Raw genomic sequence first — 25,319 nt, 5'->3', positions numbered from 1 at the left:
CCGGAATGACGGTGCGCAGCCAACGAAAGTCTCACTGATGGACTCCCTCAATCCCGACCATCCGCCGCTGACCGAGACGCCGGCGCAGCCGCGCGTCTGGAAATTCTGGGGCACGGCGTTGTGGGGTTTCATGCTCCTTGTCGCGATGTTCGTCGGACAGATCGGCGCGGTTGTGTGGCTCGTGGTGAGTCGCGGTCTGCCGCTCGATCTCGCATCGATGCAACTCGTCGGCGCTGAGCCTCAGGCGCTCGCACTGTCGGTCATCACCGGGCTGCCCGCGACGCTTCTCGTGGCGTGGCTTGCCATTCGCATCAGGAAGGCCTCCTTTGTCGATTATCTCGCACTGCATTGGCCGTCATGGCGGCAAATCCTGCTGGGTGCGGTCGGTCTCGTCCTGATCGTGCTCGCGTGGGAAGTTGTCTCGCGTTCGCTGGGCCGCGAGGCGACGCCTGGCTTCATGACCGATCTCCTCAAATCCGGCCGCGACAAGGGCGGCGCGATGCTGCTTCTGTTCGCCTTCAGCGTAGCCGCGCCGATGTCGGAAGAGGTGCTTGCGCGCGGCTTCCTCTATCGCGGCTGGTCGGAGAGCTTTCTGCGTGTGCCCGGCGCGATCGTGCTGACGTCGCTGGTGTGGACGGTGGTGCACATCCAGTACGATCTCTACTTCCTTGCCGAGGTTTTCTCGATCGGCCTGTGGTTCGGCTATATGCGCTATCGCGCGGGCTCGCTGTGGCTCACCATCGTGCTGCACGGACTGAACAACATGACCGCGGTGGTGCTGACGACGTGGCTGGGGGGCTAGCTCAGCGCTCGCAATGACCGAGAGAGATGTGCTCCGCCGATGACGGGTTCTACGCCACCAGCGCGATCGCGATCGGCATCGTGATTGCCGCCAGGATCGTCTGCAGCGTGATAATCTGCGCCAGCAATGGTGCATCGCCGCCCATCTGGCGAGCCAGCACATAGGCGCTCGGCGAGGTCGGCACCGCTGCGCAGATCGCGACGATCGCGAGGTTGGTGCCTGTCAGCCCGAACCAGGCGGCAAGCGTCAGCGCAAGCACCGGCATCAGCACCAGTTTGAACGCCACGCCGATCGTCGCCCCCAGGCTCGGACGGAGCAGGCCCTTGAGCTGGAGGCCGGCGCCGGTGACGAGCAGGCCGATGGCGAGCGAGGAGCGGCCGAGCGCGTCGGCGACCTCGTGCCAGATCTTTGGCAGCGGCAAATGGACGACATTGATGACGATGCCGATGGCGCAGGCCCAGATCAGCGGATTGCGGATCACGGTCATGGCGATGGCACGCGCGGATTGCTTCTCGGGCGAGGCGTAATGCGCGAGCACGGCGACGCTGAACACGTTCACCAGCGGGATGATCGCGACCATCGCGACCGAGGCCAGCGCGAGCCCGACCTCGCCGTACAGATTGGCGGAGACGGACAGCGCCACATAGGTCTGCCATCGCGTCGCGCCCTGGAAGATCGAGGTGAAGGCGGCACCGTCGATGTCGAGCCGCGACAGGGCCGGGCGCAGCGCGAGGCACAGCAGCGACATCGCCAGCGCCGACAGCAGCAGCGCGCCGCCGACGCCGGCGACCGGAACTTTTGAAAGATCGGCCTTCACCAACGTCTGGATCAGCAGCATCGGGAACAGCACGAAATAGGTCAGCCGCTCCAATCCGTGCCATTGCGTGTCGAGGCGCATCAGGCTGTGCCTGAGCACCACGCCGAGCACAATGAGGATGAAGACCGGCAGCAGCGCCGCGACCACGACGGCCATGAATCAGCCATTTCCCGATGCTGCGCGAAGATTGGCGAGCCGGTCGAGCGCGCCCTGCAGGATGAAGATGGCGGCGTGCTCGTCGATCACCTCGGCGCGCTTGGCGCGGCTGACATCCATGCCGATCAGCTCGCGCTCGACCGCGGCGGTCGACAGGCGCTCGTCCCAGAGGCCGATGGGCAGTGGGGTCAGATTGGCCAGATTGCGGGCAAACGCCCGTGTCGACTGGGCGCGCGGGCCCTCGCTGCCGTCCATGTTGATGGGCAGGCCGAGCACGAAGCCGACCACCTTGCGCTCGGTGGCGATGGCGAGCAGGCGGGCGGCATCCTGCTTGAACTGCTTGCGCTGGATGGTCTCGACGCCGGTCGCCAGCCGGCGGTCCGGATTGGACACGGCAACGCCGATGGTCTTGGTGCCGAGGTCAAGGCCGACAAGTGCGCCGCGTTCGGGCCAGTGGGTTGCAGCATCGACGAGGGGCAGGATAAGAGCGGGCATGGACTAGCGCATATCATGCCGCGATGGTTTCGTCGTCCTGCTTCAGGCAGGCGGCAAACCCGAGGAGCGCGCTGGTTTGATGGCCGGCACGGCGCTGGATGAACAGCGTGTCGACGCGCGCATGCGACGGGCCCAGCGCGTGCATGGTCACGCTGCCGGTCATGGCGCTGCGCTCGATCACCGCGCGCGGCAGCAACGTGACGCCCATATCGGCGGCGACGCAGCCGATCATGCCGTCCAGCGTGCCGAGCTCGAAGCGCGCCGCCGAGGGCCAGCCGAACTCGACAAAGATCTGCTCGAGGCGCTGGCGGTAGGTGCAGCCGGTGCGGAACACCAGCGCGGTCGGGCCTGACTCGGACGTAGCAGCGCGCAGCTCGGCGAGCGAGCCCCAGCGCCGTGCACTGACCAGCACCAGCTCTTCGCGGAATGCGCTTGTCACGGTGAGGTCGTCATGCGCGATCGGGCCGGCGACGAAAGCGCCATCGAGCGTGCCTTCGAGTACACCGGCGACGAGATCGGCAGTCGGCGATGTGCGCAAGGACAGGCGCACGGCGGGAAAGCGGCGGTGGAAATCGGCCAGCAACGGCGCCAGCCGCACCGCAGCCGTGGTCTCCATCGAGCCGATCGACAGCGGTCCCTTCGCCTCGCCATCGTCGCGCGCCGCGAGCAGGGCTTCGCGCGACAGCGCGGCCATCCGCTCGGCGTAGGGAAGGAGGCGCTTGCCGGCGCCTGTCAGCGCCATGCCGCGGCTATGGCGTTCGAACAATGGCGTGCCGATCTCGGCCTCCAGGGCCTTGATGCGCTGGGTGACATTGGATTGCACCGTGTGGAGCTCTTCGGCGGCGCGGGTGATGCCGCCGGTGCGGGCGACTGCAGCAAAGGTCTTGATGTCGCTCAGTTCCATGGCGTCGTTCCGCTTTTGTGATGGCAGCGTTCGCAACAATTCATTTTTCGAGAATGCTAGACGCGCCTAGTCTCCGTGTCCAGACCGGGGAGAGGCCATGCCCATTGCGACGCCGCTGACGCGGCTGTTGGAGATCAAGCATCCCGTCCTGCTGGCGCCGATGGACGTCATCGCAGGTAGCCGTCTGGTGAGGGCTGTTAGCTCCGCCGGCGGTTTCGGCATTCTCGGCGGCGGCTACGGCGAGAAGGCGTGGCTGGAGCAGGAGACTGCGAAGCTCGCCGAGTTGCGTGCGCCGTTCGGGATCGGCTTCATTACATGGAGCCTCGCCAAGCGGCCCGAATTGCTCGACATCGCGCTCGCCGCAAGGCCGTCCGCGATCATGTTGTCGTTCGGCGACCCCGCGCCGTTCGCGCCGCGGATCAGATCCGCCGGCGCGCGGCTGATCTGCCAGGTGCAGGACGAGACGATGGCGCGGCAGGCGCTCGATGCCGGCGCCGATATTGTGATCGCGCAGGGGACAGAGGCGGGCGGCCACGGCGCCTCACGCACCAGCGTCGATCTCGTGCCTGCCATCGTCGACCTCGCAGCGGGCCGTGTGCCCGTGGTGGCAGCCGGCGGCATCGCCGACGGCCGCGGTCTCGCCGCCATGATGATGCTGGGCGCAAGTGGCGTGCTGCTCGGCACGCGCTTTTATGCGAGCCTGGAGGCCGACGGCGCCGATGAGGCCAAGCGGCGCATCTGCGCGGCGAGCAGCGGCGCGACCGTGCGCGGCATCATCTTCGATCTCTCGCGCAACAATGTCTGGCCCGCGCCGTTCACGGGACGGTGTCTGGTCAATGACCACGCCCGCCGCTGGATCGGCCGCGAGGTCGAGCTGATGCAGAATGTCGCCGCAGTTTCGGCAGAGTATGCGGCGGCGAAAGCCGCGGGCAATTTCGACGTCGCTGCCGTGATCGCGGGCGAGGCGGTCGGCCTGATCCATGATATTCCGCCGGCGGCCGAGATCGTCGAGCGGATTGCGTCCGAGGCCGAGCAGCTTTTGGCCGGCCGACGCAACTCGATCGCATCGTTCGCCTGAACCAAGAGAGACGCACCATGTGGCCTGACCGTCGACTGATCGATCTGTTCAAGACCGAATTCCCGATCGTGCTGGCGCCGATGGCCGGTGTGATGGATGCCGAGTTGGTGATCGCGGCCGCGCAGGGTGGCGCGCTCGGTTCACTGCCTTGCGCGATGCTGTCGGCGGAGAAAGCGCGTGAGCAGGTTGGTCTCATCCGCCAGCGCGTCAAGGCGCCGGTGAACATGAACTTCTTCTGCCACAAGCCGGTCGATCTCACGCCTGAGGCCGAAGCGCGGTGGAAGCAGCGGCTTGCGGGATATTACACCGAGCATGGTCTCGATCCGTCGGCGCCGATCAACGCGGCGAACCGCGCACCGTTCGATGACGCCTTCTGCAAAATCGTCGAGGAGCTGAAGCCGGAGGTCGTCAGCTTTCATTTCGGCCTGCCTGACGCATCGCTGCTCAAGCGCGTGAAGGCGGCCGGCTGCCTCGTCATAGCTTCTGCCACGACGGTCAAGGAAGCGGTCTGGCTCGAACAGCGCGGCGTCGATGCCATCATTGCGCAGGGCGCCGAGGCCGGCGGCCATCGCGGCATGTTCCTGACCGACAAGATCTCGGAACAGCCCGGCACGTTTGCGCTGGTGCCGCAGGTCGTCGATGCCGTGAAGGTGCCGGTGATCGCCTGTGGTGGCATCGCTGACGGACGTGGCATCGCCGCGGCCTTCGCGCTCGGCGCCGCCGGCGTGCAGATCGGCAGCGCGTATCTGCGGTGTCCAGAATCCAAGGTCACGTCCGGAGGGCGCAAGGCGCTCGCCGAGGCGGGTGACGATTCCACCGTGATCACGAATGTCATGACCGGGCGTCCGGCGCGCGGGGTCCAGAATCGCCTGATGCGCGAAGCAGGGCCGATCTCACCCGACGCGCCGCCGTTTCCCCATGCGGCGACTGCGCTGGGGCCGTTGAAGGCGGCGGCCGAAAAGCAGGGCAGGGTGGATTTCACCAATCTCTGGGCCGGGCAGGCGATTGCGCTTGGCCGTGAGGTCCCGGCAGCCGAATTGACCCGGGATCTCGCCAAATCGGCGGTTGCCCGCATGAAAGCGCTGGCTGGATAGGGGAAAGGCGCCGGTTGCGGCGCAAAACCGGCCTCTGCTATACGGCACATAGGTTTTGCCGTGAGAGGCCTTATATAATGTCCGTCGACGCCACCACCGTCCGCCGCATCGCGCATCTGGCGCGCATTGCGGTTTCCGAGGACGAGGTTCCGCATCTGCAAGGCGAGCTCAACGCCATGCTCGCCTTTGTCGAGCAGCTCTCGGAGGTCAATGTCGAGGGCGTGGAGCCGATGACCTCGGTCACCCCGATGCAGATGAAGAAGCGGCAGGACGTGGTCAATGACGGCGGGATCGCCGACGATATCGTTGCCAACGCGCCGGCGACCGAGGGGCACTTCTTTCTGGTGCCGAAGGTCGTCGAGTAACTTGCATAGCGTTTTCGAGCGAAGTCGATACCGGTTCGCGTAAAGAAAACGCGTCAAACTAAAGAGTCTTAGGACGTGCTCCGATGTGTCTGCTTTGCGACGATGAGAAGGCCTATCAGGCCTACATGAATTACCTCGACAAGATGGAACGGCAGGGCAAGGCTGCCGATCCCAATGTCGCCGTCAATGAAGTGCTCGACGAGCTCCAGGCCGCCGCGAATGCGGCCGCCAAAAAAGACGACCCGGCCAACGACAAGACCCTGTCTCCGTTCTTCTGCAGCCCGATCAATAAATGACCGATTTGACATCGCTGACGCTCGCCGAGGCCCGCAAGGGTCTCGCCGATAAGACTTTCACGTCGCTCGAGCTGACCGACGCGCATCTTTCCGCGATCGAGCAAGCGCGCCTGCTCAACGCCTTCGTTCTGGAGACGCCCGACCAGGCGCGCGCGATGGCTCGCGAGGCGGACGCCAAGCTCGCCAGGGGCGAGGCGGGCCCGCTCGCCGGCATCCCGCTCGGCATCAAGGATCTGTTCGCGACCAAGGGCGTGCGCACCACGGCCTGCTCGAAAATCCTCGGCAATTTCGTGCCGACCTATGAGTCCACGGTGACCTCGCAGCTCTGGCGCGACGGCGCCGTGATGCTCGGCAAGCTCAACAATGACGAGTTCGCGATGGGCTCGGCCAACGAAACCTCGTGCTTCGGCCCCGTCGGCAATCCCTGGCGGCGCGAAGGAAGCAACACCACGCTGGTGCCGGGCGGCTCGTCCGGCGGCTCGGCCTCGGCGGTCGCCGCGCTACTCTGCATGGGCGCGACCGCGACCGACACCGGCGGCTCGATCCGCCAGCCGGCGGCATTCACCGCCACCGTCGGCATCAAGCCGACTTATGGCCGCTGCTCGCGCTGGGGCATCGTCGCCTTTGCCTCCTCGCTCGACCAGGCGGGTCCGATCGCGCGCACGACGCGCGATGCTGCGATGCTGCTGCGCTCGATGGCGGGGCATGACCCCAAGGACACCACCTCGGTCGACATTGCCGTGCCGGACTACGAGGCGGCGATCGGCAAGTCCGTGAAGGGCATGAAGATCGGCATCCCCAAGGAATATCGCCTCGACGGCATGCCGGCCGAGATCGAGAAGCTATGGAGCGAGGGCGCGGCCTGGCTCAGGAGCGCCGGCGCCGAGCTGGTCGAGGTGTCGCTGCCGCACACGAAATACGCGCTGCCGGCCTATTACATCGTGGCGCCGGCGGAGGCCTCGTCCAACCTCGCGCGCTATGACGGCGTACGCTATGGCCTGCGCGAGTCGGCTAAGAATATCATCGAGCTCTATGAGAACACCCGCGCCAGCGGCTTTGGCGCGGAGGTGCGCCGCCGCGTCATGATCGGCACCTATGTGCTTTCGGCCGGTTATTACGACGCCTATTATTTGCGGGCCCAGAAGGTGCGCACGTTGATCAAGAAGGATTTTGAGGATTGCTTCGCCAAGGGCGTGGACGCGATCCTCACCCCGGCGACGCCGTCGGCGGCCTTCGGCATTGGCGAGAAGGGCGGTGCCGATCCGGTCGAGATGTATCTCAACGACATCTTCACGGTGACCGTGAACATGGCGGGCCTGCCGGGCATTGCGGTGCCATCAGGCAAGGACGCACAGGGCCTGCCGCTCGGGCTTCAGCTGATCGGCCGCCCTTTCGAGGAGGAGACGCTGTTCTCGCTCGGTGAAGTGATCGAGCAGGCTGCCGGCCGCTTCACGCCCGCGAGGTGGTGGTGAATGTCGCTGATTTCATCGCGAGCCTCGACGGCGCGGCACCCGCGCCTGAGCTGAACGCGCCGCTCAGGGGTCTCTGGTGGGCTGCGAAGGGCGACTGGGACCAGGCGCACAAGATCGTTCAGGACGATAACAGCCGCGACGCCGCCTGGGTGCACGCTTATCTGCACCGCGTCGAAGGTGACCTTGGTAACGCCGGCTACTGGTATCGCCAGGCGGGCCAGGTCGCGGCAAAGGATTCATTGGAGGCGGAGTGGCAGCGGATCGCTGCCGCGCTGCTTGGGAGCAAGACATGAGCACGGCCACGCACAAGCTTCTCAAAGGCGCCACCGGTGACTGGGAGGTGGTCATCGGCATGGAGATCCATGCCCAGGTGACGTCGAACTCGAAGCTGTTCTCGGGTGCCTCGACCGCGTTCGGTGGCGAGCCGAACACGCAAGTGTCGCTGGTCGACGCGGCGATGCCGGGCATGCTCCCCGTCATCAACGAGGAATGCGTCAGGCAGGCTGTCCGGACCGGGCTTGGGCTGAATGCGACAATCAATCTTCGCTCGGTGTTCGACCGCAAGAACTATTTCTATCCCGATCTGCCGCAGGGCTATCAGATCAGCCAGTACAAGTCGCCGATCGTCGGCGAGGGCGAGGTGCTGCTCGAGCTCGAGGGCGGCAGGACCGCCACCGTCGGCATCGAACGGCTGCATCTGGAGCAGGACCCGGCAAAGATGCTGCACGACAAATTGCCGTCGCAGTCCTTGATCGATCTCAATCGCTGCGGTGTGGCGCTGATGGAAATTGTCTCCAAGCCCGACATCCGCGATGCCGAGCAGGCCAAGGCCTATGTGACCAAGCTGCGCTCGATCCTGCGCTATCTCGGCACCTGCGATGGCGACATGGAGAAGGGGTCTCTGCGTGCCGACGTCAACGTCTCCGTGCGCAAGCCCGGCGGGCCGCTCGGCACCCGCTGCGAGATCAAGAACCTGAACTCGATCAACTTCATCGGCCAGGCGATCGAGTACGAGGCGCGGCGCCAGATCGAGATCATCGAGGATGGCGGCAAGATCGACCAGGAGACGCGCCTGTTCGACGCCAACAAGGGCGAGACGCGCTCGCTGCGCTCCAAGGAGGAGGCGCATGACTACCGCTACTTCCCCGATCCGGATCTGCTGCCGCTCGAGTTCAGTCAGGCTTTCGTCGACGAGCTGAAAGCAAAGCTGCCGGAGCTGCCGGACCAGAAGAAGGCGCGCTTTGTCGCAGACTTCGGCCTGTCGGCCTATGATGCGAGCGTGCTGGTCGCCGAGCGCGAGAGCGCGGTGTTCTATGAGTCCGTGCTGGACAGGCTCGCCAACCGCACCCGCGACGGCAAGATGGCGGCGAACTGGGTGATCAACGAGCTGTTCGGCCGTCTCAACAAGGAGGGCCGGGATATTACGGACTCTCCGGTCGACGCCGAGCAGCTCGCCGCCATCATCGACCTGATCGGCGAGAGCACGATCTCGGGCAAGATCGCCAAGGATCTGTTCGAGATCGTCTGGCAGGAGGGCGGCGACCCGCGCGCGCTGGTCGAAAGCCGCGGCATGAAGCAGGTGACGGATCTTTCGGCGATCGAAAAGGTTGTCGACGACATCATCGCAGCCAATCCCGACAAGGCCGCGCAGGTGAAGGACAAGCCGCAGTCGCTCGGCTGGTTCGTCGGCCAGGTGATGAAGTCTTCAGGCGGCAAGGCCAACCCGCAGGCGGTCAACGAGCTGCTCAAGTCCAAGCTCGGCATCTAGCGTCGCGCGTTCGGACGAGGTGACGACACGCTTCGTCACCTCGCATCAGCCTCGCGATGCGACGCACGCACGCGTCGCCGATGGCGTTATCATCCCATCCGAGCGTGACGCGGCGAGGCGAATCGCAGCTCGTTCGATTCGCTCAAAACGGCGACTTGCACACGCTCAGACGAGCGCTTCCGCCGTTAAGCATGAAAATAATTTCATTGCCAAAAATCGCGACTCAGAGTCCGCGACTCCGCCTCGCGAGGCGACCGCTCGCATAGTCGCGCGCTTCATCGCATCGATCGCGCGCGATGCGCGCGTGCAGAATCATACTTGCTGCATAGTGTTTTCGTGCAATCGCATTGCACGGCCGCGTCGATACGGCGCGACGCATTTGCGATTGCGAACGCGTGTCTCTGCTGACCGGCAAATCAAGTGCGGCTGGCGCACGCGCGCGGCGTCGTCAACACTTCCTTAAGTGAGAAGATGTTTTTTTCGTCGTGTTGGTGTATTCGGGGTGAGTGCATTCGATCCCCGAATGCGCACAGCGATTAAAGCCATCTCACACATCGGAGGGCAACATGGCCAAGAAAGCGAAGAAGGCGAAGAAGGCGAAGAGCGCAGTGAAGAAGACTGCGAAGAAGACCCGCAAGGTCGCGAAGAAGAAGAAGTAACTTCGACTTCTGAAGTTGCCGGCTCCTGGTAGCCGGCACGTCATCAGCGCCTCCTAGAGGTTCTGGTCGACGAAAGAGGGTGTCGGCGAGACATCAGGTCAACGGTCGGATCGTTCGACTTTACGGTCCGGCAGAAGAAACAGAGTTTTCTTCGTTCGGTGCGGTCTCCCTCAAAAGGGCTCCGCAATTCCACAAGCGGCCTTCGGGCTCATTTGGAATCTGGTCCTGACGTGTTCGCCGACGCCCTCGTTCCCTGAGGCCGGGGTATTGCCGGCAATCCCTTTCCCCACATTGTTGATCTGACCGCGAGGCGTGCGCGCGCTGCCGCGGCCACTCTGCCCTGGATTTATCTGGGGGAAGCAAGAGCCGCGGCACGATTGCACGCTGTTCGCGCGGCGCTTCCCCATTCTCGGTGTCATCGCCCGGCTCCAACCGGGCGATCCAGTACGCCGAGGCGGCAGCGGTTGAAGCGATGGGCCGCGGTGGGCTGGATCCCCCGCCGGAGCCTGTCATCGGGCTCGCCGAAGGCGAGACCCGGTGGCGGGGAATGACGGGGCGGACGCGGTCCGCCACCGTGCGCGATGGTTATCGATGTCCGAAAACCGCAAGGTAAATCTATTCTGACGAATCGCAGAAGTGCCTGCGAATCAGGGACTTCCTAAAGTTCCCGCGTGCCCCGCGCGGCCTCGCGTTTACGTCTGCTTCATCGCGATACTTAAACTGCCATTCAAATTTGCCCGCCATCATCGCCTTCAACAAGCCGGCAAACGGCGATGGGCGAGAAGCCCTGGGGATGAGTTGAACGGCGCGCGATCCGGAAGGATCACGTACATCGGAGTTGGACGGGAGCCGCCCTCGGGGATTCGAGGGGGCAAAAGAAAAAGGGGATGCGTTATGTTTCAGGGGACTTTCGATCTCGATACGGCGACGCCGATCGATGCAAGCGCGCTGTCGGACGTTCTGTTCGAGCGCGGGATCTACTGGGCGAGCGGTCGCGCCGGCCTGGTCGATCTCGTTGCCGCGCACAAATGGTTCAACCTCGCCGCCCTCAAGGGCCGCAAGGACGCCATCGCGCTGCGCCAGGAAGTGGCCAGCCAGATGTCGGATGCCGAGATCTCGGCTGCGCAGCGCGAGGCGAGAGCCTGGGTGTCCGCGCATTGAGCCATCGCCGTTCATTGGAACGGGGACAGCGCCGTGGACCGCGCTCCATCAGTGGAGCGCCAGCCTGACGGGCGAGATCTGCCGCCGGCTTTCAGCGGTGCTTATCGGGTCGTTTGAATTGGGTGGCGGAGAGAGAGGGATTCGAACCCTCGATACAGCTTGAGACCGTATGACGCTTTAGCAAAGCGTTGCCTTCAGCCACTCGGCCACCTCTCCGGTGCGAGCCTTATGCATCTAATTGCTTGGGCTGGTCAATTTCGAAGCGCGTGTTTGGGCGCGAATTTTCCCAGCGATTTTTGCAAGCAACCCATCCGGAGCGCTGCCAAGGCCGTTTCTGCTGTCCGGAGAGATCGGGTGGGCGTCGGCGTCGGTTCAGAAAGCCAAATCAAAACAACACGATAAGAACGCTTGGGCGTTTGTTTGTGCCATTTGCGCAACACTGGCCGAGATCGGAACCCGTTCCCGCACAAATCTCATCCGCAAATGGAGCGGAGATGGCCGCTACTCCACGCTGCCGGCGCCGCGGTGCAGATCGGCCTCGATCTGAAGCCGCGTGCCGCCGCCAAAGCGGGCGCGGTAGACCTGAAGATTCTCCATGATCCGCTGCACGTAGTTGCGCGTTTCGGAGAACGGGATCAGTTCGACCCAGTCGACCGCGTCGACCTTGGGGTCGCGAGGATCGCCGTAACGGTCGATCCACTTCTTCACGCTGCCGCGACCGGCGTTGTAGGCGGCGAAGGTCATGACGTAGGAGCCGCGATAGTCCTCGAGCAGGCCGCCGAGCTCAGCCGCGCCGAGCGTGGCGTTGTAGGACGAATCGCTCTTCAGCCGAGACAGGTCATAGGTCGCGCCATGCCGCTTGCAGACATAGCGCGCGGCATCCGGCGTCACCTGCATCAGGCCATAGGCCTGGGCCGGCGAGACCACGGCCGGATTGAAGGCGCTTTCCTGCCGCGCGATCGCATAGACGATGCTGCGCTCGACCTCGGGGCCGATATGCGTGAACTGCGGAATGCCGTTGACGGGGTAGGCGTAGAAGTCGAACGGCAGCCCGCGATTGAGCGCGGCCTTGCCGACCAGCAGCATGCCGCGCGCATCGCCATAGCGCTGGGTCAGCTCGCCGAGGCCGGCGAGCGCCTCGGGATCGCCGTTCTCGCCCATATCGGCAAGCATGGGCACTGCCATCTCGCGCTCGTCGAGTTCGTAGAGCAATTGCGCCGCGCGCACGATCTCGAGCCGCTCCGCGCCGCGGCCGCGCGGCTGGCTGTTCAGCTCGATCTGCGGCAGGCCGAGCTTTGCGCGCGCGAGCTGGCCGTAATAGCTGGTCGACTGCTCGGCGGCGCGGGCATAGGCGCTGCGCGCCTCCTGCTGGCGGCCGGCGGCTTCCGCGGCGCGGCCTTGCCAATAACCAGCGCGTGCCAGCGTGGTCGGATTGACGCTGCCGACACCGATGCGGGCAAAATGCTGGGCGGCCGCGGCGGGATCGTTGAGGAAGCGCAGCGCGATCCAGCCGGCGGTGAATTCCTGCTCGGTCTTGTAGATGTCGCGCGAGGGCAGGGCCGCGTCACGTGCGATCAGATAGGCGCTGCGAAAATCCTCGGTGTCGATCATCTTGCGCGCCAGCAGGCGCCGCTCGATCCACCATTCGTCGAGATTGTAGAGCCGGTTCGGATCCTTCGGTGCCGCCAGCATCAGCTGGGCGGCCTCGGCAAACTTCTCTTCGCGGCGCAGCAGCTGGATCTTGCTGAAGATGAAGCCGGGATCGCTGTGCAGCTCGCGCGGCACCTCTTCCAGCAATGCGCGCGTGTTCGGCGCTTTCTTGAAGGAGGCAATGCGGGCTTTCGCAAGCGCGACATAGCCGGCGCCGAGACGTCGGGCGGCGCGCATCGCCGCCTCGTGCTCGCTGCCATAGAGCAGCGTGTCCATCCGCGCCTTCTGGTCGCCGGGCGTCAGCAGCGCGCCGAACTGGTCGAGCGCGTTGTTCTCGGTGTCCTCCGACATCGGATCGTTGCGCCAGGCTTCGCGCACCAGCCGCTCGGCATTGGCGCGGTCGCCGCGCGCCAGCATCGCCTTGGCGAGCACGAAGCGGCCCTTGGCCGAGACAGGGGATTCGTTCTCGAACCACGACCACGCGACGGAATCGTCGCGCCGGTCGTCCCACATCGCAGCTTCAAGGCGACGGCGCAGGAAGGTCTGCGACGGCCAGCTCGGATTGGCGGAGAGGAAGGCGCGGTAGCGTTCGACGCTGGCGCCATTGTCTTCGCTGCGCAGGATGATCCATTCGGCGAGTTTTCGCGCGACGGGATCGGAAATCGAATCTGCGTAACTGGTGGCATCGCCCGGCTTGCGCTTGCGCACGAGCTCGATGACGTTCTCCAGCGTGTCCTTGTCGGCTTGCGACGTCGATGAGGTCGCAGCGACCGCGGCTGGCGTCACAGGCTTGCGCGGTGCGGCATGCTGACGGGTCGCTGGCGCGAGCACGGGCGTTGCAACGGGTCTGGCGGAGGCTGGAGCAGGGGCAGTGGGTCTCACGGTGGCCGTCACCGCCGGCGCGGCCTGGGGCGCCGGCGCGCCAGCGGCTGGTCGTGACTTTGGTGCCGCGGCTGCAGCTGCAGGTCTCGGTTTGTCCTTTGCGGCGTCCTTGCCGGCAGGCTTCTTCGCAGCATCCTTGGCCGTCGGCGGAGTTGTTCCCTTGCTTGCACCCTTCGCCGTATCCTTTGCAGTATCCTTGGCGCTGTCCTTGCCCGCGCCCTTCGAGGTCTCCTTGGCGGACCCCTTCGCCGTATCCTTCGCGGGCTGCTTGGCGGCTGGCTTTGCGGTTCCCTTTGCCGCCTGCTTGGCGGGTTGCTTGGTGCCGTCCTCGGTCGTCTCGCTGGATTTGGCCAGAGCGACGCAGCCGACCGACAGGCCGGCCATCAGGCACAGCGCCAGACCGGCAGATCGCCATGCGGAACGGGATAAGGAGGTCACGGCGGTTCGTCGCCCCGAATCAGTCAATTGGCCCAAGACCTGTGTGTACAAGATCTGGCTTTATTTGATTGAATATGCGGACAAAATACCAACAGCCGCTTACCGTCGCCGGGTTTGCACCACCACCGCGGCAAAATCGCGGCTTAAACGGGTGCGTCACGCGGATGCAGGCCTTTTACGGGCGGGTGAGACCCGATATGAAAGGGCTTGCTCTAAAACTCGCCGCGTACGGAGGAAGTCCATGGCAGCCAAGACGAAATTCCGGGGGTCGTTCACCGCCTTGGTCACGCCGTTCAAAAACGGCTCGCTGGACGAGGCGGCGTTCCGCTCACTGGTCAACTGGCAGATTTCGGAAGGCACCAACGGCCTGGTTCCGGTCGGCACGACAGGCGAAAGCCCGACGCTTTCCCATGACGAGCACAAAAAGGTCGTCGAATGGTGCATCGAGGAGGCCAAGGGGCGGGTGCCCGTGATCGCCGGCGCGGGCTCGAACTCGACCAAGGAAGCCATTGAGCTCGCCCAGCACGCCGAGAAGGCCGGCGCCAATGCGGTGCTGGTGGTGACGCCATACTACAACAAGCCGACCCAGGAAGGCATGTACCAGCACTTCAAGGCGATCAACGACGCGATCGGCATTCCGATCATCATCTACAACATCCCGCCGCGTTCGGTGATCGACATGTCGGTCGACACCATGAAGCGGCTATGGGAGCTGAAGAACATCGCCGGCGTCAAGGACGCGACCGCCAGCATGGTGCGCGTGTCGCAGCAGCGCGCCGCGATGGGCGAGGATTTCAACCAGCTTTCCGGCGAGGATGCCACCATCATCGGCTACATGGCGCATGGCGGCCACGGCTGCATTTCGGTGACGTCGAATGTCGCACCGCGCCTGTGCGCCGAGTTCCACGCGGCGTGGGCGAAGGGCGACACCAAGGCGGCGCTCGCGATCCATGACAAGCTGATGCCGCTGCACAACAACCTGTTCATCGAGAGCAATCCGGCGCCGATCAAGTACGCGATGTCGCTGCTCGGCAAGTTCGACGAGACGCTGCGCCTGCCGATGGTCCCGGTGTCCGAGCCGACCCGCGCTGCCGTGCGCAGCGCGATGGTGCACGCCGGGCTGATCAACTGATTTTCCTGCCGGGGAGCCGTTTATGAGCGTCGACGAGAAGGGCCGGAAAATGCTCACGGAGTTCCGTGAGTTCGCCATGAAAGGCAACGTCGTCGACCTCGCCGTTGGTGTCATCATCGGCGCGGCCTTCGGCGCCATCGTCACCTCGCTGGTCGGTGACATCATCATGCCTGTTATCGGCGCGGCGACCGGCGGCCTCGACTTTTCGAACTACTACGTCCCCTTGTCGAAGGCGGTGACCGCCACCAACTTAGCGGATGCGAAAAAGCAAGGCGCCGTGCTTGCTTACGGAAACTTCCTGACGCTGACGATCAACTTCATCATCATCGCCTTCGTGCTGTTCCTGGTGATCCGCGCCATGAATACATTGAAGCGAAAGGAAGAGGCCAAGCCCGCGGAGCCGCCGAAGCCGTCGGCGGAGGTCGTTCTGCTGACCGAGATCCGCGATCTCCTCAAGAAGTGACGCGCGCGTTTCATCCAATCTGTTAGTTTCGCTGCGTATCTCGATCAGGTTTGTCTGATATGGCCGATAAGAACGAACGTCCCATCAAGGTCATGGCGGAAAATCGCAAGGCCCGCTTCAACTACGCCATCGAGGATACGATCGAGGCCGGCATTGCGCTGACCGGCACCGAGGTGAAGTCGATCCGCAACGGCAAGAGCACGATCGCGGAGTCCTACGCCGATTCCAAGAACGGCGAGATCTGGCTGATCAACGCCACGATCCCCGAATATCTCCAGGGCAATCGCTTCAACCACGAGCCGAAGCGGCCGCGAAAGCTGCTGCTGCACCGCCGGCAGATCAACAAGCTGATGGGCGCGGTCGATCGTGAGGGCATGACGCTGATCCCGCTCAAGCTCTATTTCAACGAACGCGGTCGAGCCAAGCTGCAGCTCGCAGTTGCCAAGGGCAAGAAGCTGCATGACAAGCGCGAGAGCGAGAAGAAGCGCGACTGGAGCCGTGAGAAGGGCCGCCTGATGCGGGCGAGGGGATAGGGCCCGAGAGGACGGCAAGAGGACGAGATGTCTCAGAAGAACTTGCTCGAGGTCGATTGGAGCCAAATTCCCGCTCCCGATGACGATGGCGGTGCCGCGCATCTGAAGGGGCTGATGGTGCCCGCGATCAGCCTGCTCGCAACCGATGACACCTCGGTCAATCTGGCGGCGCTACCGGGGCGCACCGTGGTGTTCGCTTATCCCCGCACCGGCGAGCCCGGCAAGATCTCTTTGGTCGACGATTGGGACATGATCCCGGGTGCGCGCGGCTGCACGCCGCAAACCTGCGCGTTTCGCGACCTGTTCGCGGAGTTGAAGGCTGCCGGCGCCGCCCACGTGTTCGGCCTCTCGACGCAGAGCAACGCCTACCAGACCGAGATGGCCTCGCGCCTGCATTTGCCGTTCCCCGTGCTCTCGGATGAGAAGCTGGCGTTCACGCGCGCGCTCAATCTGCCGACCATGGAGGTCGCGGGCTTGACGCTGATCAAGCGTCTTGCGCTGATCGTTGATGACGCCAAGATCACCCACGTGTTCTATCCGGTATTCCCGCCGGACCGGAACGCCGGCGACGTGCTGGACTGGCTGAAGGCCAATCCTGCCAAAGCCTAGTCGAGACCGGCCTTCACCTTCGCGAACACGCTGCGGAACATGTCCGGCGTCAGCACGCCGGTGTTCGTGTTGTAGCGGGAGCAGTGGTAGCTGTCGTAGAGCTTGAACGGGCCGGCCTGGTGCACGGCGCCGTGGCCGAAGGGAGCCTGGGATGCCTTCAGCTTCAGCGGCTTGAGCACGCTGTCGTGCGCAATCCGCCCGAGCGCGATGATCGCGCGCAGCTTCGGCATGGTTTCGAGATTCGCGACGAGGAACTGGCGGCAGGTGTTGATCTCGGCCGGCAGCGGCTTGTTCTGCGGCGGAACGCAATGCACGGCATTGGCGATCCTGCAGTCGACCAGCTTCAGCCCGTCGTCGGGCCGGGCCTGATAGCGGCCCTTCGCGAAGCCGTATTCCAGCAGCGTGGCGTAGAGCAGGTCGCCGGCATAGTCGCCGGTGAAGGGCCGGCCGGTGCGGTTGGCGCCCTGCATCCCCGGCGCGAGACCGACGATCAGGAGACGGGCCGTAATGTCGCCGAAAGGCGGGACCGGCGCGTTGTGCCAAAGCGGCTCCCGCGCGCGGTTCGCCTCGCGAAAGGCGACCAGGCGCGGACAGAGCGGACAGTCTCGGTCGGGGATGAGAGTCGGGGCCTTAAGGCTTGACCGGGCCGCCTCACTCCTCGAAGTCGTCATCGCCCCTCGGCGCCATCGTGGTTGCGCGCTGGAGGAATTGCGGGGCGTGGTGGCGTCCCTCGCCGCGCTCGCCGCGGTCGCGCGGGGCGGGGCGCTCGGACGGGTCGCGGCCAAGCTTGGACTGCAACTCGACGAGGTCGGTGAAGACGTCGGCCTGCCGGCGCAGCTCGTCGGCGATCATCGGCGGCTGGCTGGCGATGGTGGAGACCACCGTGACCCTGACACCGCGGCGCTGCACGGCCTCGACCAGCGAGCGGAAGTCGCCGTCACCGGAGAACAGCACCATCTGGTCGATGTGCTCGGCGAGCTCCATGGCATCGACCGCGAGCTCGATGTCCATGTTGCCCTTGACCTTGCGGCGGCCGGAGGCGTCGATGAATTCCTTGGTCGCCTTGGTGACGACGGTGTAGCCGTTGTAATCAAGCCAGTCGATCAGCGGGCGGATCGAGGAATACTCCTGATCCTCGATGATTGCTGTGTAGTAGAACGCCCGCAGCAGCGTCCCGCGGCTCTGAAATTCCTTCAGAAGGCGCTTGTAATCGATGTCGAAGCCGAGAGTTTTCGCCGTTGCGTAAAGATTGGCCCCGTCGATGAAGAGCGCGATCTTGTTGGTAGGGGAAGGTGACATTCAGTTTGCTCGCGTAGTGTGTTCGTGATTGATCGTTTTATTGTTGGCGCGGCGGCAGCGTGCCGCGCAGTTCAACGTGCTGCCGAAACCCGTCGAAACCGCAAATCCGGAGAAGTCGGGGCAATCAAGGTATAGTTATGGCGGCCCTGCTTACACCCGCCGCCACTTTCCATGGTCGCCCGGGGATCCACCCATCCCAGCCCTAATGTGGGGGTAGCAGAGCCGTTTGGCGAGGCCAAATCACAATTTGGCCTTGCGAAATCGGCCCGGCCCCTATAACTAGCCCCGATCATCCACATATTTCGTCCCACCCACAACGGAGCGACAGTCCATGGCTCGCGTCACCGTAGAAGATTGTATCGACAAGGTCGACAACCGGTTTGACCTGGTCTTGCTGGCCGCCCACCGCGCCCGCATGATTTCGTCCGGGTCACAACTAACGGTTGACCGCGATAACGACAAGAACCCTGTTGTATCTTTGCGTGAAATTGCCGACCAGACCATCTCGCCGGAGGACCTGCGCGAGGAACTGGTGCACTCCCTCCAGAAGTTCGTCGAGGTCGACGAGCCCGAGCCGGACACGGTTCCGCTGATCGGCTCCGCCGGCGCCAGCGTCGATGCGGACGATACCGAAGTTGCCGTGGAGCGCATGACCGAAGAGGAGCTTCTGAAGGGTCTCGAAGGCCTCGCGCCGCCCGAAGAGCAGCCCGAAGAGGACGAGTAATCGTCTTACTCGCGATCGTCGACTTCTTGTGATCTTATCAAAGGCCCGAACCCGCGTTCGGGCCTTTGCTTTTGTTGGCGTTTTCGTGGTTACCATAGCGTTGCTCGTTCGCGCCGCGGCTGTCAGTGAATTGATCGGCCGCAGCCGCGATCGGAGCTTAGGATGTATACAACGGGCCGCTTCCTGGTCCGTTTGAAGGCAGGACGGCATGGTGTATCGACGCCGCAGACCCACGCAGATGCTGGCCGCAACCGAATCGGTTGCCGTGGCCCCGACTGCGCCAGTGGCACGGCCGGCGAAGCCGCGCGCGCGGATGATGCGTCAATATGACCTCGTCGAGCGTGTGCGGTCCTACAATCCGAACACCAACGAAGACCTGCTGAATCGCGCCTATGTCTACGCCATGAAGGCGCATGGGTCGCAGACCCGCGCCTCCGGTGATCCCTATTTCTCGCACCCACTCGAAGTGGCGGCGATTCTCACTGATCTGAAGCTCGACGACGCCACCATTGTCGCCGCGCTGCTGCACGACACGATCGAGGACACGGAGGCGACGCGTGCCGAGATCGACCAGATCTTCGGCCCCGAGATCGGCGCGCTGGTCGAGGGCCTGACCAAGCTGAAGCGGCTCGAGCTGGTGTCGCGCGAGGCCAAGCAGGCCGAGAACCTGCGCAAGCTGCTGCTGGCGATTGCCGACGATGTCCGCGTGCTCCTGGTCAAGCTCGCCGACCGCCTGCACAACATGCGCACGCTCGATTTCGTGCCGACGGAATCGCGCCGGCGCATCGCCGAGGAGACGCTCGACATCTACGCGCCGCTGGCCGGGCGCATGGGCATGCAGGAGATGCGCGAGGAGCTGGAGGATCTGTCCTTCCGCACCCTCGACCCCGAAGCCTATTCGGTGGTGATGCAGCGGCTCGATGCGCTCGCCGAGCGTAACCGCAATCTGATCGGCGAGATCGAGGACCAGCTCTCCAATAATCTGCGTCATCGCGGCCTGGGGGCGCGGGTCTATGGCCGCCGCAAGAAGCCGTTTTCGATCTGGACCAAGATGGAGCGCAAATCGGTCGGCTTCGAGCAGCTGTCCGACATCTTCGGCTTCCGTGTCGTCGTCAACGACATCGAGGCCTGCTATCGCGCGCTCGGCATCGTCCACACCACCTGGCCGGTCGTGCCGGGGCGGTTCAAGGACTACATCTCGACGCCGAAGCAGAACGACTACCGCTCGATCCACACCACCGTGATCGGACCCGGCAACCAGCGCGTCGAGCTGCAGATCCGCACCGAAGCGATGGACCAGATCGCCGAGCGCGGCATCGCCGCGCATGTGTTCTACAAGGAAGGCGTGGGATCGCCGACCGAATTCCTCAAGCGTGAGTCCAACGCGTTCGCCTGGCTGCGCCATACCATCGGCATCCTCTCGGAGAGCGCCAATCCCGAGGAATTCCTCGAGCACACCAAGCTCGAACTGTTCCACGACCAGGTGTTCTGCTTCACCCCGAAGGGCAAGCTGATCGCGTTGCCGCGCCATGCCAACGTGATCGACTTTGCCTATGCCGTGCATACCGACGTCGGCAACAGCGCTGTGGGGTGCAAGATCAACGGCAAGTTCGCGCCGTTGTCCTCGGAGCTGCAGAACGGCGACGAGGTCGAAGTGCTGACCTCGGAAGCGCAGTCGGCACCGCCCTCGGCCTGGGAGACGCTCGCGGTCACCGGCAAGGCGCGTGCCGCGATCCGCCGCGCCACGCGGACCGCCGTGCGCGATCAATATGTCGGCCTCGGCCGGCGTATCGTCGAGCGCCTGTTTGAACGTGCCAAGATCGAATACGCCGACGACAAGCTCAAGGGCGCGCTGCCGCGGCTGGCTCGCACCTCGATCGAGGACGTCATGGCGGCTGTGGGGCGCGGTGAGATCAAGGCCTCCCATGTCGCCCGCGCGATGTATCCTGACTACAAGGAAGAGCGTGTCGCGCGGTACGGCATCAAGAAGGGTGCACTCGCGGCCAAGCTCAAGGAGAAGTCGCCGGAGCCGTCGCGCAGTCCGGTTGCGATCCCGATTGGCGGCAACAATTCCGCCCTGCCGGTGAAGTTCGCGCCGAACGGCGGTGCCGTCCCGGGTGATCGCATCGTCGGCATCGTCACGCCGGGCGAGGGGATCACGATCTATCCGATCCAGTCGCCGGCGCTGAAGGATTTCGAGGAGGAACCGGAGCGCTGGCTCGACGTCCGCTGGGACATCGAGGACTCCGCGCCGCAGCGCTTCCCGGCGCGTATCAAGGTCGAAAACGTCAACGAGCCCGGCGCGCTGGCGCAGATCGCGACCGTGATCGCCGAGCATGACGGTAATATCGACAATATCAGCATGCAGCGCCGCTCGCCCGACTTCACGGAGACGACGATCGATCTCGAAGTCTACGATCTCAAGCATTTGAGCGCGATCCTGGCCCAGCTGCGCGCCAAGGCGGTCGTCGCCAAAGTCGAACGTGTTAATGGATAGGCGTGTTTCGTCATCGCCTGTCTCTCCGAACTTGCGAGTCCTGAAATGCCTGCATCTCCGCTCCGCCTCGGCGTCAATATCGACCACGTCGCGACCGTCCGTAACGCCCGCGGCGGCCGCCATCCGGATCCGGTCCGCGCCGCGCTGCTGGCGATCGAGGCCGGCGCCGACGGCATCACTGCGCATTTGCGCGAGGACCGCCGGCACATCCGCGACGAGGACATGGCGCGGCTGAAGGCGGAGATCTCCAAGCCGCTGAATTTCGAGATGGCGGCGACCGACGACATGATGCGGATCTCGCTCGCCACCAAGCCGCATGCGGTGTGCCTGGTGCCGGAGCGGCGCCAGGAGGTGACCACCGAAGGCGGGTTAGATGCGGTCGGCCAGCAGAATGCGCTCGCGCCCTATATTGCGCGGCTGAACGATGCCGGCATTCGCGTCTCGCTGTTCATCGCCGCCGATCCCGCGCAGATCGCGATGGCGGCCCGCCTGCGCGCGCCCGTGATCGAGATCCACACCGGGGCCTGGTGCGACGCCGTCACCGACGGCCACACCGACAAGGCCGAGGCGGAATGGCAGCGGATCGTGGCGGGTGTGAAACTGGCGAAGGACGCGGGCCTCGAGGTCCATGCCGGGCACGGGCTTGACTATGCGACGGCGGAGAAGATTGCCGCGCTACCCGAGATCATGGAGCTCAACATCGGCTACTACATGATCGGCGAGGCGCTGTTCGTCGGTCTTGCCGAGACGGTGCGCCGGATGCGGGCGGCGATGGATCGCGGCCGGAGCCGTGCATGATCATCGGCATCGGCTCCGACCTGATCGACATCACCCGTGTGGCCAAGGTGATCGAGCGCCATGGCGAGCGCTTCCTCGACCGCATCTTCACCGCCGCCGAACGCGCCAAGGCGGAGCGGCGCGCCAAGAACGAGAAGATGGTGGTGGCGACCTATGCCAAGCGCTTTGCCGCCAAGGAGGCGTGCTCCAAGGCGCTCGGCACCGGCATCCGGCAGGGCGTCTGGTGGCGCGACATGGGGGTGATCAATCTGCCCGGGGGCAAGCCGTCGATGCGGCTGACCGGGGGAGCGCTGGTCCGCCTCCAGGCCCTGACGCCGGAGGGGTTCGAGGCCCAGATTGATCTGTCGATCACCGATGACTGGCCGCTGGCGCAGGCGTTCGTGATCATTTCCGCCGTGCCGCTGGCCAAGCCCTGAACGACGAGTGGTCAATTTATAATTCTTGTTACAAGTCAATGGCTTATGAGTTTTTGATGCGATCCTTGATTGCGTGGCCTGCGACAACCGTCTAAAAGTTTGCCGACGCAAATCAGGCTGGGTGAATTCGGCTTTACGCCGGAATTGGCCCTCACTATCAGAATCAGGACAATCTCCTTGGGCTGCGAGCCGGGTGGGCCGTTCGCGGAGGGAGAGCGTTCTGTGATCGCCGGCCGGAATTGAGAGAGCAATGAGCGTGACTTCAGGAACGAAAACTGAGAGCGGCGTCGGCGAAACGGTCCGGGTCGTGATCCATGCTCTCCTGATCGCGCTGGTGATCCGCACCTTCCTGTTTCAGCCGTTCAACATTCCGTCCGGCTCGATGAAGGCGACGCTGCTGGTCGGCGATTATCTGTTCGTCTCGAAATATTCCTACGGCTACAGCCACTATTCGATCCCGTTCTCGCCGCCGCTGTTCTCGGGACGGATCTGGAGCTCGGATCCGAACCGTGGTGACATCGTCGTGTTCCGTCTGCCGAAGGACGACAGCACCGACTACATCAAGCGCGTGATCGGACTGCCCGGCGACCACATCCAGATGAAGGACGGTCTGCTCTACATCAACGATACCCCGGTCGAGCGCCAGCGCATGAGCGAATATGTCGGCGAGGATCCGTGCGGCTCCGAAGGCGGCGGAATCTCGCGGGTGAAGCGCTGGAAGGAGACGCTGCCGAACGGCGTCTCCTACGAGACGCTCGACTGCGCCGACAACGGCTACATGGACAACACCAACGTCTATACGGTGCCGCCCGGCCACTTCTTCATGATGGGCGACAACCGCGATAACTCGACCGACAGCCGCTTCCTCGGCCAGGTCGGCTATGTGCCCGCGGAAAACCTGATCGGCCGCGCCCAGATGATCTTCTTCTCGATCGGCGAGGGCGAGCATGCCTGGATGTTCTGGCGCTGGCCGTGGTCGGTGCGCTGGAATCGCTTCTTCAAAATCGTCCGATGAAAGACGAAGCCAAGGACGTCGCGACCCAATCGATCGAGGCGCAAGCCGCCCCTGACGGCGAAGCTGCAACCAAGACGCTTGCGAGCAAGACTCCCGAGGGCAAGGCACCTGAAGGCAAGGCGCCGGCGAAGAAGAAGCGGACGCGGAGCAGCAAGGCCAAGGACAAGGCCAAGGCGGCGGCCGACGCCAACGCGGCGCTCGAGGCCCGCATCGGCCACCACTTCGCTGATCCGAACCTCTTGATGCAGGCGATCACGCATGTCTCGGCGCTGAAGTCCGGGCGCAAGCGCGGTGACAGCTATCAGCGGCTGGAGTTCCTCGGCGACCACGTGCTCGGGCTCGTCGTCTCCGACATGCTCTATCATGCCTTCCCGAATGCCGATGAAGGCGAGTTGTCCAAGCGGCTTGCCGAGCTCGTGCGCAAGGAGAGCTGCGCCGACGTTGCCAAGTCGCTCGGCCTGCTCGACGACATCAAGCTCGGCTCGGTCGGCTCCAGCGCCGATGCCCGCCTGCGCAAATCCATCCTAGGTGACATCTGCGAGGCCGTCATCGGCGCGATCTTCCTCGACGGCGGCCATGCGGCGGCGGACGAATTCGTCAAGCGCAACTGGACCGAGCGCATGCACAAGCCGCGGCGCCCGCTGCGCGATCCCAAGACCGTGCTGCAGGAATGGGCGCAGGGCAAGGGATTGCCGACGCCCGTCTATCGCGAGGTCGAGCGGACCGGCCCGCATCACGATCCGCAGTTCCGCGTCGCCGTCGACCTGCCGGGACTGGCGCCGGCCGAAGGCATCGGCGGCAGCAAGCGCGCGGCGGAGAAAGTAGCAGCTTCAGTGATGATCGAACGTGAAGGCGTTGGCGGTGGCAATGACGGCTGAAACAAGCGGCGAGACGCCCACTGCGACGCGCTGCGGCTTCGTCGCGTTGATCGGCGCGCCGAATGTCGGCAAGTCCACGCTGGTCAATGCGCTGGTCGGGGCCAAGGTCACGATCGTCTCGCGCAAGGTCCAGACCACGCGCGCGCTGATCCGCGGCATCGTGATCGAGAACAACGCACAGATCATTCTGGTCGACACGCCCGGCATCTTCCTGCCCAAGCGGCGGCTCGACCGCGCCATGGTGTCGACCGCCTGGAGCGGGGCGCATGATGCCGATCTCGTCTGCGTGCTGCTCGATGCCAAGACCGGCATCGACGAGGAGGCCGAGGCGATCCTCGCCAAGGCCGCCAGCGTCAATCACGACAAGATCCTTGTCATCAACAAGGTCGATCTGGTCCAGCGCGAGAAGCTCTTGGCGCTGGCGCAGGCGGCCAACGAGCGCATGAAGTTTGTCAGAACCTTCATGATCGCGGCGATCTCGGGCGATGGCGTCGACGACGTCCGCAGCACGCTTGCCGAAATGGTGCCGCCGGGCCCGTATCTTTACCCCGAGGACCAGATGTCGGACGCGCCGATGCGGCAACTGGCGGCCGAGATCACGCGCGAGAAGATCTATCAGAAGCTGCACCAGGAATTGCCCTACCAGTCGACGGTCGAAACCGACAAATGGGAGGAGCGCAAGGACAAGTCGGTGCGCATCGAGCAGACGATCTTCGTGGAGCGCGAAAGCCAGCGCAAGATCGTGCTCGGCAAGGGCGGCGCCACCATCAAGTCGATCGGCGCGGACTCGCGCAAGGAAATGATGCAGATCCTGGACGTGCCGGTCCATCTGTTCCTGTTCGTCAAGGTGCGCGAGAACTGGGGTGACGACCCCGATCGCTACCGCGAGATGGGCCTGGAATTCCCCAAAGAATAAGC

26 protein-coding genes and 1 tRNA gene are annotated in these 25,319 nt (G+C 64.3%); 20 read left to right on the top strand and 7 right to left on the bottom strand.

Annotated elements, in window-relative coordinates:
* Window positions 1-37: 37 nt before the first annotated feature.
* Window positions 38-802 carry a CPBP family intramembrane glutamic endopeptidase gene (locus tag XH98_RS32510; RefSeq protein WP_271621023.1) on the top strand — a complete coding sequence of 255 codons (765 nt, stop codon included), beginning with the start codon at window positions 38-40 and terminating at the stop codon, window positions 800-802.
* 49 nt (window positions 803-851) lie between these two features.
* Here XH98_RS32510 and XH98_RS32505 read toward each other — a convergent pair whose 3' ends face one another.
* Genes XH98_RS32505 through XH98_RS32495 form a run of 3 tightly spaced genes read right to left on the bottom strand, consistent with a single transcriptional unit; the run spans window position 852 to window position 3,174 of the window.
* On the bottom strand, window positions 852-1,775 hold the full coding sequence (locus XH98_RS32505; protein ID WP_271621022.1) for an AEC family transporter: 924 nt from the start codon (window positions 1,773-1,775) through the stop codon (window positions 852-854).
* A gap of 3 nt (window positions 1,776-1,778) precedes the next feature.
* Window positions 1,779-2,270, bottom strand: a complete 492-nt coding sequence (ruvX, locus tag XH98_RS32500) for a Holliday junction resolvase RuvX (protein ID WP_220005175.1) — start codon at window positions 2,268-2,270, stop codon at window positions 1,779-1,781.
* Between the two features lie 13 nt (window positions 2,271-2,283).
* Entirely contained in the window at window positions 2,284-3,174 is an 891-nt protein-coding gene (locus XH98_RS32495) for a LysR family transcriptional regulator (RefSeq protein WP_271621021.1), read from the bottom strand.
* Between the two features lie 97 nt (window positions 3,175-3,271).
* Between XH98_RS32495 and XH98_RS32490 the strand changes: the two genes are divergently transcribed.
* From XH98_RS32490 to XH98_RS32455, 8 genes are all read left to right on the top strand, one after another.
* Complete coding sequence (locus XH98_RS32490; protein WP_271621020.1) at window positions 3,272-4,252, top strand: NAD(P)H-dependent flavin oxidoreductase; 981 nt, start codon at window positions 3,272-3,274, stop codon at window positions 4,250-4,252.
* A 17-nt stretch (window positions 4,253-4,269) separates the two neighbouring features.
* Window positions 4,270-5,346, top strand: coding sequence for an NAD(P)H-dependent flavin oxidoreductase (locus XH98_RS32485; RefSeq protein ID WP_271621019.1), 1,077 nt, complete (start codon window positions 4,270-4,272; stop codon window positions 5,344-5,346).
* Between the two features lie 77 nt (window positions 5,347-5,423).
* Complete coding sequence (gene gatC, locus XH98_RS32480) at window positions 5,424-5,711, top strand: Asp-tRNA(Asn)/Glu-tRNA(Gln) amidotransferase subunit GatC (RefSeq protein ID WP_220005171.1); 288 nt, start codon at window positions 5,424-5,426, stop codon at window positions 5,709-5,711.
* Window positions 5,712-5,794: 83 nt separating this feature from the next.
* Window positions 5,795-6,007, top strand: coding sequence for a hypothetical protein (locus tag XH98_RS32475; RefSeq protein WP_057756502.1), 213 nt, complete (start codon window positions 5,795-5,797; stop codon window positions 6,005-6,007).
* Window positions 6,004-7,479: an Asp-tRNA(Asn)/Glu-tRNA(Gln) amidotransferase subunit GatA gene (gene gatA, locus XH98_RS32470; RefSeq protein ID WP_271621018.1), complete on the top strand. Its 1,476-nt coding sequence runs from the start codon at window positions 6,004-6,006 to the stop codon at window positions 7,477-7,479. The genes XH98_RS32475 and gatA overlap by 4 nt, the downstream gene beginning before the upstream one ends.
* Window positions 7,470-7,772 (top strand): hypothetical protein, encoded by a 303-nt coding sequence (locus XH98_RS32465; RefSeq protein WP_271621017.1) that lies wholly within the window; start codon window positions 7,470-7,472, stop codon window positions 7,770-7,772. Before gatA ends, XH98_RS32465 begins: the two co-directional genes overlap by 10 nt.
* Window positions 7,769-9,247, top strand: a complete 1,479-nt coding sequence (gene gatB, locus XH98_RS32460; RefSeq protein ID WP_271621016.1) for an Asp-tRNA(Asn)/Glu-tRNA(Gln) amidotransferase subunit GatB — start codon at window positions 7,769-7,771, stop codon at window positions 9,245-9,247. Before XH98_RS32465 ends, gatB begins: the two co-directional genes overlap by 4 nt.
* Window positions 9,248-10,800: 1,553 nt before the next feature.
* The gene (locus tag XH98_RS32455; RefSeq protein WP_057756490.1) at window positions 10,801-11,067 is read left to right on the top strand and encodes a hypothetical protein; all 267 of its coding nucleotides are present in this window, start codon (window positions 10,801-10,803) and stop codon (window positions 11,065-11,067) included.
* A 123-nt stretch (window positions 11,068-11,190) separates the two neighbouring features.
* On the opposite strand, the gene XH98_RS32450 is transcribed toward XH98_RS32455, so the two are convergent.
* Window positions 11,191-11,283, bottom strand: a tRNA-Ser gene (locus XH98_RS32450).
* Between the two features lie 285 nt (window positions 11,284-11,568).
* Window positions 11,569-13,983 carry a transglycosylase SLT domain-containing protein gene (locus XH98_RS32445; protein WP_271621060.1) on the bottom strand — a complete coding sequence of 805 codons (2,415 nt, stop codon included), beginning with the start codon at window positions 13,981-13,983 and terminating at the stop codon, window positions 11,569-11,571.
* A gap of 295 nt (window positions 13,984-14,278) precedes the next feature.
* Here XH98_RS32445 and dapA point away from each other — a divergent pair, with 295 nt between their 5' ends.
* From dapA to XH98_RS32425, 4 genes are read left to right on the top strand one after another with little or no spacing between them, the layout of a single operon-like run.
* The gene (dapA, locus tag XH98_RS32440) at window positions 14,279-15,169 is read left to right on the top strand and encodes a 4-hydroxy-tetrahydrodipicolinate synthase (protein ID WP_057756483.1); all 891 of its coding nucleotides are present in this window, start codon (window positions 14,279-14,281) and stop codon (window positions 15,167-15,169) included.
* 49 nt (window positions 15,170-15,218) lie between these two features.
* The gene (mscL, locus tag XH98_RS32435; protein WP_057756776.1) at window positions 15,219-15,632 is read left to right on the top strand and encodes a large conductance mechanosensitive channel protein MscL; all 414 of its coding nucleotides are present in this window, start codon (window positions 15,219-15,221) and stop codon (window positions 15,630-15,632) included.
* A gap of 59 nt (window positions 15,633-15,691) precedes the next feature.
* Window positions 15,692-16,165, top strand: a complete 474-nt coding sequence (gene smpB / locus XH98_RS32430; RefSeq protein ID WP_024341117.1) for an SsrA-binding protein SmpB — start codon at window positions 15,692-15,694, stop codon at window positions 16,163-16,165.
* Window positions 16,166-16,192: 27 nt separating this feature from the next.
* Window positions 16,193-16,774, top strand: a complete 582-nt coding sequence (locus tag XH98_RS32425) for a peroxiredoxin (protein WP_057756480.1) — start codon at window positions 16,193-16,195, stop codon at window positions 16,772-16,774.
* Here XH98_RS32425 and XH98_RS32420 read toward each other — a convergent pair.
* Window positions 16,771-17,445 (bottom strand): uracil-DNA glycosylase, encoded by a 675-nt coding sequence (locus XH98_RS32420; protein ID WP_271600448.1) that lies wholly within the window; start codon window positions 17,443-17,445, stop codon window positions 16,771-16,773. The two genes, XH98_RS32425 and XH98_RS32420, sit on opposite strands and share 4 nt — an antisense overlap.
* Window positions 17,426-18,073 (bottom strand): LabA-like NYN domain-containing protein, encoded by a 648-nt coding sequence (locus XH98_RS32415; protein WP_018644573.1) that lies wholly within the window; start codon window positions 18,071-18,073, stop codon window positions 17,426-17,428. Before XH98_RS32415 ends, XH98_RS32420 begins: the two co-directional genes overlap by 20 nt.
* Window positions 18,074-18,404: 331 nt before the next feature.
* Between XH98_RS32415 and rpoZ the strand changes: the two genes are divergently transcribed.
* The 7 genes from rpoZ (at window position 18,405) to era (ending at window position 25,317) form a co-directional block, all read left to right on the top strand.
* A complete protein-coding gene (gene rpoZ, locus XH98_RS32410; protein ID WP_027522935.1) occupies window positions 18,405-18,797 on the top strand; it encodes a DNA-directed RNA polymerase subunit omega in 393 nt (130 codons plus the stop codon).
* Between the two features lie 208 nt (window positions 18,798-19,005).
* Entirely contained in the window at window positions 19,006-21,294 is a 2,289-nt protein-coding gene (locus XH98_RS32405) for a RelA/SpoT family protein (RefSeq protein ID WP_057756474.1), read from the top strand.
* A gap of 45 nt (window positions 21,295-21,339) precedes the next feature.
* Window positions 21,340-22,092, top strand: a complete 753-nt coding sequence (locus XH98_RS32400; RefSeq protein WP_271621015.1) for a pyridoxine 5'-phosphate synthase — start codon at window positions 21,340-21,342, stop codon at window positions 22,090-22,092.
* A complete protein-coding gene (gene acpS, locus XH98_RS32395) occupies window positions 22,089-22,508 on the top strand; it encodes a holo-ACP synthase (protein WP_271600451.1) in 420 nt (139 codons plus the stop codon). Before XH98_RS32400 ends, acpS begins: the two co-directional genes overlap by 4 nt.
* A 250-nt stretch (window positions 22,509-22,758) precedes the next feature.
* A complete protein-coding gene (lepB, locus tag XH98_RS32390) occupies window positions 22,759-23,523 on the top strand; it encodes a signal peptidase I (protein ID WP_271621014.1) in 765 nt (254 codons plus the stop codon).
* Window positions 23,520-24,401, top strand: coding sequence for a ribonuclease III (rnc, locus tag XH98_RS32385; RefSeq protein ID WP_271600452.1), 882 nt, complete (start codon window positions 23,520-23,522; stop codon window positions 24,399-24,401). Before lepB ends, rnc begins: the two co-directional genes overlap by 4 nt.
* Window positions 24,391-25,317: a GTPase Era gene (gene era / locus XH98_RS32380; RefSeq protein WP_271621013.1), complete on the top strand. Its 927-nt coding sequence runs from the start codon at window positions 24,391-24,393 to the stop codon at window positions 25,315-25,317. Before rnc ends, era begins: the two co-directional genes overlap by 11 nt.
* The last annotated feature ends 2 nt before the right edge of the window (window positions 25,318-25,319 follow it).

The organism is Bradyrhizobium sp. CCBAU 51745 (assembly GCF_028128715.1).
In the GTDB taxonomy this organism is placed as follows: Bacteria; Pseudomonadota; Alphaproteobacteria; order Rhizobiales; family Xanthobacteraceae; genus Bradyrhizobium; species Bradyrhizobium manausense.
The sequence above is the reverse complement of the archived record's forward strand: the minus strand, read 5'-3'. Positions and strand labels throughout refer to the sequence as shown.

What these genes read in the sequence shown, in the direction of transcription:
- smpB (WP_024341117.1), top strand. Translation starts at nt 15,692, where the DNA reads ATGGCCGATAAGAACGAACGTCCCATCAAGGTCATGGCGGAAAATCGC.
- XH98_RS32445 (WP_271621060.1), bottom strand. Translation starts at nt 13,983, where the DNA reads ATGGCCGGCCTGTCGGTCGGCTGCGTCGCTCTGGCCAAATCCAGCGAG.
- gatC (WP_220005171.1), top strand. Translation starts at nt 5,424, where the DNA reads ATGTCCGTCGACGCCACCACCGTCCGCCGCATCGCGCATCTGGCGCGC.
- XH98_RS32420 (WP_271600448.1), bottom strand. Translation starts at nt 17,445, where the DNA reads ATGACGACTTCGAGGAGTGAGGCGGCCCGGTCAAGCCTTAAGGCCCCG.
- gatB (WP_271621016.1), top strand. Translation starts at nt 7,769, where the DNA reads ATGAGCACGGCCACGCACAAGCTTCTCAAAGGCGCCACCGGTGACTGG.
- lepB (WP_271621014.1), top strand. Translation starts at nt 22,759, where the DNA reads ATGAGCGTGACTTCAGGAACGAAAACTGAGAGCGGCGTCGGCGAAACG.
- gatA (WP_271621018.1), top strand. Translation starts at nt 6,004, where the DNA reads ATGACCGATTTGACATCGCTGACGCTCGCCGAGGCCCGCAAGGGTCTC.
- era (WP_271621013.1), top strand. Translation starts at nt 24,391, where the DNA reads ATGACGGCTGAAACAAGCGGCGAGACGCCCACTGCGACGCGCTGCGGC.
- XH98_RS32415 (WP_018644573.1), bottom strand. Translation starts at nt 18,073, where the DNA reads ATGTCACCTTCCCCTACCAACAAGATCGCGCTCTTCATCGACGGGGCC.
- XH98_RS32425 (WP_057756480.1), top strand. Translation starts at nt 16,193, where the DNA reads ATGTCTCAGAAGAACTTGCTCGAGGTCGATTGGAGCCAAATTCCCGCT.
- XH98_RS32400 (WP_271621015.1), top strand. Translation starts at nt 21,340, where the DNA reads ATGCCTGCATCTCCGCTCCGCCTCGGCGTCAATATCGACCACGTCGCG.
- rpoZ (WP_027522935.1), top strand. Translation starts at nt 18,405, where the DNA reads ATGGCTCGCGTCACCGTAGAAGATTGTATCGACAAGGTCGACAACCGG.
- XH98_RS32455 (WP_057756490.1), top strand. Translation starts at nt 10,801, where the DNA reads ATGTTTCAGGGGACTTTCGATCTCGATACGGCGACGCCGATCGATGCA.
- XH98_RS32495 (WP_271621021.1), bottom strand. Translation starts at nt 3,174, where the DNA reads ATGGAACTGAGCGACATCAAGACCTTTGCTGCAGTCGCCCGCACCGGC.
- XH98_RS32510 (WP_271621023.1), top strand. Translation starts at nt 38, where the DNA reads ATGGACTCCCTCAATCCCGACCATCCGCCGCTGACCGAGACGCCGGCG.
- rnc (WP_271600452.1), top strand. Translation starts at nt 23,520, where the DNA reads ATGAAAGACGAAGCCAAGGACGTCGCGACCCAATCGATCGAGGCGCAA.
- mscL (WP_057756776.1), top strand. Translation starts at nt 15,219, where the DNA reads ATGCTCACGGAGTTCCGTGAGTTCGCCATGAAAGGCAACGTCGTCGAC.
- XH98_RS32405 (WP_057756474.1), top strand. Translation starts at nt 19,006, where the DNA reads ATGGTGTATCGACGCCGCAGACCCACGCAGATGCTGGCCGCAACCGAA.
- ruvX (WP_220005175.1), bottom strand. Translation starts at nt 2,270, where the DNA reads ATGCCCGCTCTTATCCTGCCCCTCGTCGATGCTGCAACCCACTGGCCC.
- XH98_RS32490 (WP_271621020.1), top strand. Translation starts at nt 3,272, where the DNA reads ATGCCCATTGCGACGCCGCTGACGCGGCTGTTGGAGATCAAGCATCCC.
- XH98_RS32485 (WP_271621019.1), top strand. Translation starts at nt 4,270, where the DNA reads ATGTGGCCTGACCGTCGACTGATCGATCTGTTCAAGACCGAATTCCCG.
- acpS (WP_271600451.1), top strand. Translation starts at nt 22,089, where the DNA reads ATGATCATCGGCATCGGCTCCGACCTGATCGACATCACCCGTGTGGCC.
- dapA (WP_057756483.1), top strand. Translation starts at nt 14,279, where the DNA reads ATGGCAGCCAAGACGAAATTCCGGGGGTCGTTCACCGCCTTGGTCACG.
- XH98_RS32505 (WP_271621022.1), bottom strand. Translation starts at nt 1,775, where the DNA reads ATGGCCGTCGTGGTCGCGGCGCTGCTGCCGGTCTTCATCCTCATTGTG.
- XH98_RS32475 (WP_057756502.1), top strand. Translation starts at nt 5,795, where the DNA reads ATGTGTCTGCTTTGCGACGATGAGAAGGCCTATCAGGCCTACATGAAT.